This is a genomic window from Caulobacter sp. CCNWLW153, from assembly GCF_036889365.1.
GTDB classification, from domain to species: Bacteria; Pseudomonadota; Alphaproteobacteria; order Caulobacterales; family Caulobacteraceae; genus Caulobacter; species Caulobacter radicis.
Genome location: NZ_JBAKFV010000006.1, coordinates 309,559 through 320,658, shown reverse-complemented (window position 1 = coordinate 320,658; position 11,100 = coordinate 309,559). Strand labels below are relative to the sequence as shown.

The following is an 11,100-nucleotide window of genomic DNA, read 5'->3' as shown; positions in this document are numbered from 1 at the left end:
TCGGGAATGATCTTGGTCGGATCGAGCACGTCATAGGGCAGGGCGTCGGCGAAGGCTTGATCGAAGGCCTGCACGCCCAGCTCCCACTCGGGGAAGTCGCCGCGATCGATGGCTTCGAAGAGGTCGCGACGCTGAAAGTCGGGATCAGCGCCCGCCAGCTTCACCGCCTCGTCCCACAGGGTCGAGGCCACGCCCTGCTTGGGCTTCCAGTGGAACTTGACGAAGGTCGCCTTGCCCTTGGCGTCGACCAGCCGGAAGGTGTGGATGCCGAACCCATCCATGGTGCGCAGGCTCCGCGGGATCGTCCGGTCGCTCATCGCCCACATGATCATGTGGGTGGCCTCGGGCATCAGGCTGATGAAGTCCCAGAAGGTGTCGTGGGCGCTGGCCGATTGCGGATAGCCGCGATCGGCCTCCATCTTCACCGAGTGGATCAGGTCGGGGAACTTGATGGCGTCCTGGATGAAGAACACCGGGATGTTGTTGCCCACGAGGTCCCAGTTGCCTTCCTGGGTGTAGAATTTCACCGCAAAGCCCCGCACGTCGCGCGGGGTGTCGACGCTGCCGGCGCCGCCGGCGACCGTCGAGAACCGCACGAACACCGGCGTCTTCTCGCCAGGGCGCTGGAAGAGGTCGGCCTTGCTAAGCTTGGCGGCGGCCGCATAGGGCTCGAAATAGCCGTGGGCCGCCGAGCCGCGGGCATGGACGATGCGCTCGGGGATGCGCTCGTGATCGAAGTGGAAGATCTTCTCGCGCAGCACGAAGTCTTCCAGCAGCACCGGACCACGCGGGCCCGCCTTCAGCTGGTTCTGGTTGTCGGAAATCCGCACGCCCTGGTTGGTGGTCAGGTGGCCGTCCGGTGTGTGCGGGCCGCCCTCCGGAACGCGCTGGTGGGTCTCGTCGCCGACGCCGCGTTCGGTGGTCATGCCCTTGGCCATGTCAGTCTCCTGGGATGGGATCGTGGGGCAATCCAAAAGCCCCGAAGCCGGTTCCGAGCTTGGCCGGACCCGTCTGATGATCGTGTCGCTGATGAAGCTGCGCAGACCGGACGGGCGTTGAGGGCAAGCCATCCCAGAGGAGATCGCCGATGCCCGCCAAGTCCGCCGCCCAGCAAAAAGCCGCCGGAGCCGCCCTGTCCGCCAAGCGTGGCGACACGCCCAAGAGCAAGCTCAAGGGCGCGTCGAAATCGATGCTGTCGATGAGCGAGAAGCAGCTGGAGGAGTTCGCGCACACCAAGAGCAAGGCCATGCCCGAGCACAAGCATTGACCCCTTCGATGCGCCGGTCCGACCGAGCGACGACCTGCTCCTGAGGGGAACGATCGCCGCCCGGTCGATCCTACTGGATGTTAGTGGGAGGGCTGCTTGGAGAACTCCGCCATCAGCTCTTCCTTGCGCGCGGCCATGCGTTCGCCCATGGCTTCGAGGTCCTCGTCGCCCTTCTTGGCCTGCGCGAAGAAGCCGCCGGGTTGTTCCTCTTCCTTGACGTGGTGCTTGATGTACTCGCCCAGCACCTTGACCTTGGCGTCGTAGAACTCTTCGCCGGGCTTCATCGCCTCGATCTCGGCGATAAGCTTCTTGGCGCCGTGGTGCTCGACATAGGCCTCGTCGATCAGGTCGTCCTCCACCTCGCCGCGGCTTTCGGGATAGAGGATCTCCTCCTCGATCTGGGTGTGGACCTTCAGGGCCAGCGCGATCTTGTCGAACAGGGCCTGCTTGTCGCGGTCGCTCTCTAGCTGTTCGTACTCGTCGAACATGGCCTCCACCTCTCGGTGGTCGGCCTTGAGCAGGCGGATCGCCAGGGGATCGCGCCGACCCGTACGGCGGGTGCGGCGGGCCTTGGCGGTTTTCGCGGCGGATTTCGAGGCGGCTTTGGCGGTGGGCATGTCGGCGCTCCGGTTGCGATTGTGCGCCGTTTCAAGCCGGAGCGTCGGCCGCCGGTTCCCATGGCCGTGCTAGTTGAGAGACGATTTCACCGGTGACCTTCGCGCGGCGTTATTTAAGTCGAATCAGCGACTTATGAGGTGCTCTTCGTCGGGTTCTCGACGGAGGAACGCTCGTTGCTTCCACCGCATTGGGGATGGGCCGGAGCATCCGGCGATCAACCCATCAGGGAGACGGCCATGAGCGAGAACGCCAACAACGATCGCATGCAGCAGCAGTCCAACGACGCTCAGCGCCAGCAAGTCGGCCAGCAGAACCAGCAAGGCGACACCCGCCAGCCGCAGCAACAGCAGACCAGCCCCCAGCAGGCCCAGCCGGATCAGCAGAACCAGCAGGGCGAGCGTCGTCCGGGCGAGCTCCAGGAAGGGCGCGACATCGAGGGCGAGGGCGAGGGCCTCGCGGGCGGCGTCGACACCGGCGCCATCCAGCCGGGCCGCACCGGTCAAGGCGACGTGGAACGCTAGACGTGGAACGCTAAACGTTCGTCGAGGCCGGCCTTCGGGTCGGCCTTTCTTCCTGCGACGCCCGATCGATGCGTCTGGAGATCAGCTTTGAGTAGTGTGCTGGAGATTTCCCGCTTTGAAAGCGGATGGGCGGTGAAGCTTCTAACCCGACCTTGCGACAGCGAGATCCACTAGCCTCCGTAGTCATTAAGAGGCCCGTCTTTCGCCGACAAATCTCATTGAGAGATTTCAGCGGCCATACTGGATTGCCGCTGCTTGGCATTGAACAGCTTCTAGCAAACGGCTTCCCAACGCTACTCGGCGATGCTCTTCGCCGGCGGCCATGGCGCGATGTGGGATTTCCGGGCAACACCGCGGTTCAACGGGTGGCGAGCGCCATCTACGAGCAGGGCGGGGTGGTATCGGCCGTCTGCCACGGGCCTGCGGCGCTGGTGGACGTTAAGCTGAGCAACGGCGACTATCTCGTGGCTGGCAAGCGCCTCGCTGCGTTCACCAACAGCGAGGAAAGGGCGGTCGGCCTCCACACGACCGTGCCCTTCCTTCTGGCGGACAAGCTTTCGTCTCGTGGCGCTCACCATCAGGCGGCGCCCGACTGGACCGCCAAGGTCGTCGTCGACGGCAGACTGGTGACCGGCCAGAACCCGCAGTCGGCCGCCGGCGTGGGTGAGGCAGTTCGTGACCTAATGCTCAGCCCGAGATAGAGGCCAGGCGAGTGGCTGGCGCCTTCCGGATAATAGGTGAGCGGGAGGCGCCCGTCAGCGCTCGTGCCTTACTGCGGCTCAGCGCTGGAAGTCCAGTTTCCGGAAGTGCGCTAAGGCCGTTATTGGCGCGGCGCGGGCCAAGACGTCATCGGACTCGAAACACTAGCCACTGGGTCTGCTGGTTGGCCGCGAAGTTGTCGTCCGACGCCTAGGCCAGAAGCAAGCGCTGGCCTCCCGTCGCCGGCGGAGCCTCGAGATTGGAGACAGTGACGCCCAGCAGCCGGACGCCGGCGCGCAACGGAAAGGCCGATCGAACGAGGTCCAGGGAGAGGCGCTGCAGCAGGGCCGGGTCGTCGATCGCGCTGGCCGCCGAACGGGCTCGGGTAGCCTGCTGGAAATCAGCATACTTGATCTTCACCGTGACCGTGCGGCCGAACGCCTGGGCCTTTAGGCACCAGGAAAAGACCTTGTCGGCGAGCGCCGCCACCTCAGCCTCGATACGGAGCGGATCGACAAGGTCGGCCTCGAAGGTCGTCTCCGATCCCGAGGATTTACGCTCCCGGCTGGGATTGACCGCGCGCGCATCAACGCCCCGTGCGATGCCGTAAAACCAGGGACCCGACTTGCCAAAGTGCTGCTGCAGAAAGGCCAGGGACTGGCGCGCTAGATCCTCGCCGGTATGGACCCCCAGCCGCTTCATCTTGGCCTCGGTCACCGCGCCGACGCCATAGAAGCGTCCGATCGGCAGGCTCGCCACAAAGGCCTGTCCCTGACCCGGCGAAACGAGGAACTGACCATCGGGCTTGTTCTGGTCGCTCGCCATCTTGGCCAGGAATTTATTGTAGGAAATGCCGGCCGAGGCTGTCAGGCCCGTCTCCTGTCGGATACGGGCCCGGATGGTCCTGGCAGTCTCCGTGGCGCTGCCTACGCCGGCCTTGTCGCCGCTGACGTCGAGATAGGCTTCGTCCAGCGACAGCGGCTCAACGGCGTCGGCGTAGTCGGCGAAGATCTCGTGGATCTGGTGAGAGACGGCCCGGTAGACGTCCATGCGGTGGGGGACGAAGACGAGCTGGGGGCATTTGCGCAAGGCCGTGCTGGAGGGCATGGCAGAGCGCACGCCGAATTTGCGGGCCTCGTAGCTGGCCGCGGCGATCACCCCGCGCGGGGCTGGCGAGCCGACCACGACCGGCTTTCCGCGCAGGCCAGGATCATCGCGCTGTTCGACTGACGCATAGAAGGCGTCCATGTCGATGTGGATGATCTTTCGCGCCGGCGACTCCATACGCCAGCTCTACCATCATGTGAACGTAACGGGAACTTTCAGCCGCGTTTGGTCGATGCGCTGAGAAACGCCCGTACGCATGGCGCCATCTTGCTTTTGCAGGCCATCGTAGCTGGAAAGCGCGCCCGAGGGCGCGCCATGGGTCGCGCAGCCCGTCACGCTCACCGCTGCCAGAAGTGCCGCAACCTGTTTCATCAGCTGTCCCTCGGGATCAGCAAACGTGGTTCTCTAGGGCCTGTTCCGTTTAGCGTCGGAGGACGGAGCCTCAGTATTGTCCGGACGCTTGGAGGAGGCGCTCCTCGATCCAGCGCCTCTCAACGGAGAACGATATTCGCAATTTTGACCTTATGTGACAGATTTTCACGGACAGTGATCGGTTTTCACGGCTCGACCTTGGTCCAGTGAACGAGCTTCGCGGCGCGCCCGATGGGTGAATGGCCTACGCAGTTGGTGAACGACTTTCACGGCCCCCAGAGCGTCGCCCGGCTTCGCCGCTGAAGGCCAAATCCTTGAGGAGGCGAGGACCCGTGGCAGACCGACGCCTTCGGGCAAGTCAATGCCTGGCCCAAGGGCCTCGGCTTGGCGTGAGCCGGGTGACAGGCTTCAGGCGCTCTCGGAACACGGCGCGGCGGCCAGGCGCAGTTCGCGTCGTGCGCCCACGCTGCAGGGCCGCAGATTCCTAGGTTGTTAGAAACCGCACCCAAGGCCCAATTTCCGATAAGATTTGTTAGGCGCGCTAGGTATGTAGCGACCGGATGAGAATGTCACCCCCGTGCCAGTTAGGCATGTCACCCTTCCAGCGTGTTTTCTGGAGGGCCTGGGATGGCGGTTCGGAGCATGAGCGACAAAGAACTGGCGCGGCTGGAGGTGCTGCGCGATCTCGATAGTCAGAGACTGACAGCGGCGGCCGCCGCCAGCTCCTGGGCGTCAGTCGACGACAGACGCTCCCACTCCCCTGCCTTCAGACGAATTGGGCGACTTCGGCGAATCCAAATTCAAGTCCCTCTGCGCCAGGGCCCAGTTGGTCGCCAAGGCCGATCGCGATCGGTTCGGGTGGGACTTCGTCGTTCAAGAGCCCCTTGAGCACGACGAATGCGAGAGCGCCTCCCATATGACGAGCTTTGTCCAAGTCAAGTCGACCTGGCGCGGCCCCAGGGCAAGGTTTGCGAGGCCGCGCCGATAGGATTAAATCCTACTCGGAAATCGGAGCATAGCCATGCGTTCCACCCAGCAATTCAGCGTCACGCTGCCCACGAGATGGCCGCCCAAGTGCGGGCAAAGGTCGCGTCTGGCGACTACGCCAGCGAAAGCGAAGTGATCCGCGAAGGTCTTCGCGCGCTGCAGGCCCGCGACCGCGCGTTCGACACCTGGCTTAGCGGTGAAGCCGCCAAGGCCTATGATGCCATTCAGGTCGACCCGTCGCGCGGACGGTCGAGCCAGGATGTTCGCGCGACCTTATCCGCCGAGCACGAGCGCGCGACCAAGGCCTGATGCCAGTAGGCCCGGATGTAGAACCGGCGGCTATGTGCAAGCGCTGCGACGTGGCAGCCGTGACGCCGTGCTCCTGAAGCACATTGTCGCCCTCTGCTGTGACCTGGGCATGACGACGATCGCCGAGATGGTAGAAACTCGCGACGCCGCCAATTTGCTCCGCGACCTGGGTGTCGAGCTAGGCCAAGGGTGGCACTTCGCTAAGCCTCTTCCCAAACCCCAGTGGCGCGCCGCAGCGCCGCCGCTGACCAAGCGAATGGGGACGGTGGATGAGTGGAGATAGCTTTGGCCAGAAAGAGCAGGTCGAGAACCCTTTCCGATGATCACCAAAGGGGTGTGTCGGTTTAGGAGCCCGCCGCGTTCCGTCGAACCCCGATGGATAGGCGAACGCCGCTCGTCGCAGCTTCGAGAGAAGCGCGATGGTCGAGGGATCGTGATATCCGACGAACTTCGCGGTGCACGACAGGCTCCGGCAGGCCGGTAGAGCCGCGTCCGGCTGCAACTGAGAATGATCCAGCGCCCGCCTCCCGCCGTATAGAGCGTGACAGAGGAGGCGACATGTCCGACAAGGTCATCCGTGCGGCCGCGATAGCAGGTTTGGTCGCGACGTGCGCGGCGTGCGCCAGCGGCGGCGCCTCGTATTCCGGCTTTCTAAGCAGCTACGATGGCCTGGCCAAACGGCCTGGCAGTGTTCGAGCCACGGTGTACGAGCGCCGCGACGAGGCGATGGCCGCGCCAATCGAACAGCTCTGGATCACGCCCGCCGCGAGCCATTCGAGCGAGGCCCTGTCGGTCGAGGACGAGCACCGCCAGGCGGTGCTGACTGAGGTCGACCGGCAGGTCTGCTACGAGCTGAGCAAGCGCTTCACCCTGATCGACGCCCCCTCCCCCGACGCGGGGACCGTCAAGGTCGGCGTGACCCGCATCGAACTCACCAACCAGGCCGGGGCGGCCGCCTCGGCGGTGGCCAATTTCTTCATCCCGGGTCCGGTCTCGCTGCGGGCGCCGGGCGGGGTGGGCGGGCTGTGGGCCGAGGCCGAGCTCCTGGCGCCGGACGGCGCCCAGGCGGCCGCCCTGGTCTGGAGCCGGCAGGCCATGGTCGTGGGCGCCGACAAGCCGTCGCTGTCGCCAGTCGGGGACGCCCACCAACTGGCCGAACCATTCGGGGACGCAGTGGCGGCAGCCCTGACGCCGCGCGACCGCAAGCCGCGTCCCGTGGCGACGCCCGACCCTTGCGAGCGCTTCGGACCGCGCCTGCGCCCCGAGGGGCTGCTCCTGCGCATGACCACCGGCCTCTATCAACCGGAGCTGAGCGGCGCCAAGCCGCCGCCTCGCGACGAGACGTCCGGCGACCCCAGCCAGCGCCCCTAGAGGCGCACGAAGGGCGCAAGCAGCTTGCCCAGCCTGCCGGGCAGCATGATCTGGCCGTCCAGCGCGGCGACGCAGAGGCAGGGCTCCTTGGAGACGACCTTGGGCTGGTGCGTCACGCTCGGGTCGGCCTCCTCGAAGTCGCCGCGCGAAAAGACGCCGTCCTCGGTGGCGTAGGCGCCGTCGATCACGCAGGTCAGTTCAACACCCCCGTGGGTGTGGCGCGGCGCCGACTGCCCCGAGGCGATCTTCAGCAGGATGACCCGGCAGTCGCCCTCCCGGGTTCCGAGCACGTCGCGAACATGCACGCCGGGCCCCAGCCAGCGCCAGGGCCCGAGCGCGAACTGGTCGAGCGGCGCGGGCAGGACAGGATCGGCCGAGGCCGGCCTCGGCTCGGCCCCGAATTCTTCGGCGTCCAGGCGCGCCATGACGTTCCGCCGGGCGTCCAGGCTGATCGCCTCGGGCGCCTGGTCGTCGAGCAGCACCCCGCCCACGGCCACGCCGAGCTCGGCCCACGGGCGCGTGGCTGGCCGCAGGCTGAGGTGAGCGGCCACGACGACGGCTTCGGGGAAGCTCAAGGTTCCCGCGGCGAAGGCCAGCAGCCTTTCCTCGCTGGGCTGACGGCGAAGGCTCATTGCGCGTCTCCCCTGTCCCTTTCGATGCAGGCCCGCAGCTTCATCATGCCGAACCGGATGCGCGCCTTGACCGTCCCGAGCGGAACGCCGAGCGTCCTGGATATCTCCGTATGGGTCTGCTCCTGGAAGAAGGCCATTTCGATGGCGGCCGCCTGGTCGGCGTTGAGGCTGAGCATCGCCGCCCTCACCCGCTGTGCGTCCTGCGCGCCGCTGAGGATGGCGTCGGGCTGGGCCGGCTCCTCCGCCTCCAGGTGAAAATCGAGCTCATGAAGGGTGACCGAGCCGCGCCTGAAATGGTCGATGCGCAGGTTTCGGGCGATGGTGAAAATCCAGGCCGCCGCCGAGGCGCGCGCGGGATCGAAGAGGTGCGCCTTGCGCCAGACGACCAGCAGGGTTTCCTGGGCCAGTTCCTCGGCCGCCGAGGCGCTGGCGCCGCCGCGCATCAGCAGCGCCTTGATCCTGGGTGCATAGTGGTCGAACAGCCCCGCGAAGGCGTCGCGGTCGCGGCTCGCGCCGACACGCACGACGAGGTCGTCCAGCGCGCGCGAGGAACTCACGGCGTGACGGCCTGCAGGGTGTGCGGATAGGGCCCGAGTCGCATGCATGCCGATGATACGGCACGGCTGCGCTACCGGATCACCGGAAACGAAAAATAGCGCGCGCCGCCATCCGATCGGCGACCTCGGCCGTAGGACCTCCGGACATGTCCAGCCTCGCCCCGCGGCGCGGCGGACGCCACCCTGACGAGGGCCGCCTCAGATGAGCGACACATCCCTGGACCTGCGCATCGCCGGCGCATCGCGCGGCTCGCCCCTGTTCGACCTGGTCATGCGGCTGCTCTCGGCGCGCTGGACCTGGGGAGAACTGACGATCGTCACGCCCAGCGGCGAGCGCCGTCACCTGGCGGGCGTCGCCCCGGGCCTTGCCGCCACCATCGTCGTGCGCGACTTCCGCTTCGCCGCGCGGGTGCTGGCCAACGGCGACATCGGCTTTGCCGAAGGGTTCATGGCGGGGGAATGGGACAGCCCCGACCTGGCGGCGCTGCTGACGACCTTGGCCAACAACTACGACCACATCCGGCGCCTGTTCGACGGCGGCCTGCCGATGAAGCTCGCCAACTGGGCGTTCCATCGCCTGCGCGCCAACAGCAAGGCCGGGTCGCGGCGCAACATCCACGCCCATTACGACCTGGGCAACGCCTTCTACGGGGCCTGGCTGGACGAGACCATGACCTATTCCGCGGCCCGGTTCGAGCATCCGGGCCAGTCGCTGGAAGCCGCCCAGACGGCCAAGTACGAGAGTCTGGCCGCCCTGATTGACCTAAGGCCCGGCCACAGCGTCGTCGAGATCGGCTGCGGCTGGGGCGGGTTCGCCCAGTTCGCTGCGGCCAGGATCGGCGCCCGGGTCACCGCCGTGACCATCTCGCAGGAACAGCACGACTTCGCGCGCCGCCGGATCTTCGAGGCCGGCCTGGCCGAGCGGGTCGACATCCGCCTGCTCGACTATCGCGACCTGACGGGCCAGTTCGACCGCGTGGCGTCCATCGAGATGCTCGAAGCGGTGGGGCGCGACTACTGGGGCGTCTATTTCGACAAGCTGGGCTCGGTGCTGAAGCCCGGCGGCCGCGCCGGCCTGCAGGTGATCACCATCCAGGATGCGCTGTTCGAAGAATACGACGCCCGCACCGACTTCATCCAGCGCTACGTGTTCCCGGGCGGGTCGCTGCCCTCCGAGAACCGCCTGGCCCCGCTGATCGCCGCCCGGGGCCTGCGCTGGCGCAGGACCGAGCGGTTCGGCCAGGACTACGCCAAGACCCTGGCGCTGTGGGCCCAGCGGTTCGAACGCGCCTACCCCTTCATAGCCGAGAGCTCAAAGAGCTTCGACGCGCGCTTCCGCAGGCTTTGGCTCTTCTATCTCGCCTATTGCGAGGCGGGGTTCCGAACAGGCCGCACCGACGTCATCCAGATGGCGATCGACAAGCACGGCTGAACGCCCTGCGACCGCGAGGCGGTTGGGCGCGCATTGAGCCAAATTGCAGGTCGGTTGTTGACGATAAAGCCCGCTGAGCGGTGTTCGTCCCAGGCGAAGATGTCGCGCCATCAGCTGCGCCTGGGCTTTGCCCTGACGCGAATTTCACGCGTTCTGAGGCTGCAGTTGCGGCTGGTGGACAATGGCGACGCGGGCACCCGGTCCGGAACCATCCACGACGACCTCGGCCCTCAACTGCTTGGCCAGGGCCTGGATGATGCTCGAGCCGAGGCCAACCCTGACGGATCCGCTTGCGGGCGGCATGCCCACGCCATCGTCGGCGACCGACAGCGTCCAGCCGCCTTCCGAGGCGCTGTACTCCATCCAGATATGCCCGCCTTCGCGACCTGGAAACGCGTGCTTGAGGGCGTTGATGACCAGCTCGGTGACGATCAGTCCCATGCTTACCGAAACCTCCGCGGCCACCCAGTGCTCGTCGCTGACGACGGAGAGCGTGAGCTTCTCAGGATTGGAGACCATCGAGGCGGCGATGCCGTCGCACAGCGCCCTGAAATAGGCCTTCAGTTCCACCTCACCCGCGCCCGACTCCACCAGTTGGCGCTGGAGAGCGGCGACCGACATCACGCGGCTGTGGGCGTCGGCGACATGGGCGCGGATCTCGGCGGACGGCGCCTTGCGGGCCGACTGCATCAGGATGCTGGCGATGATCTGCAGGCTGTTGGCGATTCTGTGCTGCAGTTCGTCGAACAGCACGGCCTTCTCGCGCACTAGGTCGTCCTTGACGCGATCGGCGAGGCGCGCGTCCGTCACGTCGAAGATGGTCAGAAGCAGAAGCGGGTTGGCAGGGTCGCCGTAGTCGAGCCGTCGCGCCCTGATCACCAGCCGCCTGGCGTCCTCGCCAGCTCGGACCAGATCCATCTCACCGGCCTCGACAGCGCCGCCCCCCTCCAGCGCGATGGCGAGCAAGTCTCGCAACGACGGCGCGCTCCATTCGCCTTCGCCAAGAACGAACGCCGACAGGCCGACCGCCTTCTCCACGTCGATGCGAAAGGCTTCGGCGAAGGACTCGCTCGCCGCGACGATCCTGAAGTCGCCATTGAGCAGAAGTATGGGCGCATCCGATGAGGACACCAGGGCCTGGGCCAGGGCGTCGATGGGCGACGGAACGGGGCGAGCCTCATCGAGCATAGGGGGATCCACGACCCGAAGGCTCTCGAAACGACAGCCG

At 66.3% G+C, this 11,100-nt stretch carries 14 protein-coding genes; 7 read left to right on the top strand and 7 right to left on the bottom strand.

Annotated features, from left to right (window positions below):
* Positions 1–938 (bottom strand): catalase (locus V6S85_RS12425; protein ID WP_334349050.1); only part of this gene is annotated, 938 nt, incomplete at its 3' end.
* 149 nt (positions 939–1,087) lie between these two features.
* Between V6S85_RS12425 and V6S85_RS12420 the strand changes: the two genes are divergently transcribed.
* Positions 1,088–1,267, top strand: a complete 180-nt coding sequence (locus tag V6S85_RS12420; protein WP_334349049.1) for a DUF3008 family protein — start codon at positions 1,088–1,090, stop codon at positions 1,265–1,267.
* An 80-nt stretch (positions 1,268–1,347) separates the two neighbouring features.
* Here the strand turns inward: V6S85_RS12420 and V6S85_RS12415 are convergent, their stop codons facing one another.
* A complete protein-coding gene (locus V6S85_RS12415; protein WP_334349048.1) occupies positions 1,348–1,884 on the bottom strand; it encodes a hemerythrin domain-containing protein in 537 nt (178 codons plus the stop codon).
* A gap of 237 nt (positions 1,885–2,121) precedes the next feature.
* Between V6S85_RS12415 and V6S85_RS12410 the strand changes: the two genes are divergently transcribed.
* Both V6S85_RS12410 and V6S85_RS12405 read left to right on the top strand, forming a co-directional pair.
* Positions 2,122–2,406, top strand: a complete 285-nt coding sequence (locus V6S85_RS12410; RefSeq protein WP_116490072.1) for a hypothetical protein — start codon at positions 2,122–2,124, stop codon at positions 2,404–2,406.
* A gap of 245 nt (positions 2,407–2,651) precedes the next feature.
* Positions 2,652–3,107 carry a type 1 glutamine amidotransferase domain-containing protein gene (locus V6S85_RS12405; protein WP_207780723.1) on the top strand — a complete coding sequence of 152 codons (456 nt, stop codon included), beginning with the start codon at positions 2,652–2,654 and terminating at the stop codon, positions 3,105–3,107.
* A gap of 208 nt (positions 3,108–3,315) precedes the next feature.
* Here V6S85_RS12405 and dinB read toward each other — a convergent pair whose 3' ends face one another.
* Both dinB and V6S85_RS12395 read right to left on the bottom strand, forming a co-directional pair.
* Entirely contained in the window at positions 3,316–4,353 is a 1,038-nt protein-coding gene (gene dinB, locus V6S85_RS12400; RefSeq protein WP_334349047.1) for a DNA polymerase IV, read from the bottom strand.
* A gap of 51 nt (positions 4,354–4,404) precedes the next feature.
* A complete protein-coding gene (locus V6S85_RS12395) occupies positions 4,405–4,584 on the bottom strand; it encodes a hypothetical protein (RefSeq protein ID WP_133244743.1) in 180 nt (59 codons plus the stop codon).
* Positions 4,585–5,646: 1,062 nt separating this feature from the next.
* Between V6S85_RS12395 and V6S85_RS12390 the strand changes: the two genes are divergently transcribed.
* The 3 genes from V6S85_RS12390 (at position 5,647) to V6S85_RS12385 (ending at position 7,251) form a co-directional block, all read left to right on the top strand.
* Positions 5,647–5,880: a ribbon-helix-helix domain-containing protein gene (locus V6S85_RS12390; RefSeq protein ID WP_116490069.1), complete on the top strand. Its 234-nt coding sequence runs from the start codon at positions 5,647–5,649 to the stop codon at positions 5,878–5,880.
* A complete protein-coding gene (locus V6S85_RS26600) occupies positions 5,786–6,163 on the top strand; it encodes an EAL domain-containing protein (RefSeq protein ID WP_116490068.1) in 378 nt (125 codons plus the stop codon). The genes V6S85_RS12390 and V6S85_RS26600 overlap by 95 nt, the downstream gene beginning before the upstream one ends.
* A gap of 275 nt (positions 6,164–6,438) precedes the next feature.
* A complete protein-coding gene (locus V6S85_RS12385; RefSeq protein ID WP_165828774.1) occupies positions 6,439–7,251 on the top strand; it encodes a DUF3313 family protein in 813 nt (270 codons plus the stop codon).
* On the opposite strand, the gene chrR is transcribed toward V6S85_RS12385, so the two are convergent.
* Together chrR and V6S85_RS12375 are read right to left on the bottom strand one after the other, a co-directional pair.
* Entirely contained in the window at positions 7,248–7,883 is a 636-nt protein-coding gene (gene chrR, locus V6S85_RS12380; protein ID WP_116566306.1) for a cadmium/peroxide/UV radiation responsive anti-sigma factor ChrR, read from the bottom strand. The two genes, V6S85_RS12385 and chrR, sit on opposite strands and share 4 nt — an antisense overlap.
* Positions 7,880–8,440 carry a sigma-70 family RNA polymerase sigma factor gene (locus tag V6S85_RS12375; protein WP_240621427.1) on the bottom strand — a complete coding sequence of 187 codons (561 nt, stop codon included), beginning with the start codon at positions 8,438–8,440 and terminating at the stop codon, positions 7,880–7,882. The genes chrR and V6S85_RS12375 overlap by 4 nt, the downstream gene beginning before the upstream one ends.
* A 202-nt stretch (positions 8,441–8,642) precedes the next feature.
* Here V6S85_RS12375 and V6S85_RS12370 point away from each other — a divergent pair, with 202 nt between their 5' ends.
* Complete coding sequence (locus tag V6S85_RS12370) at positions 8,643–9,872, top strand: cyclopropane-fatty-acyl-phospholipid synthase family protein (protein ID WP_334349046.1); 1,230 nt, start codon at positions 8,643–8,645, stop codon at positions 9,870–9,872.
* 144 nt (positions 9,873–10,016) lie between these two features.
* Here the strand turns inward: V6S85_RS12370 and V6S85_RS12365 are convergent, their stop codons facing one another.
* On the bottom strand, positions 10,017–11,060 hold the full coding sequence (locus V6S85_RS12365; RefSeq protein ID WP_116490063.1) for a sensor histidine kinase: 1,044 nt from the start codon (positions 11,058–11,060) through the stop codon (positions 10,017–10,019).
* Positions 11,061–11,100: the final 40 nt, after the last annotated feature.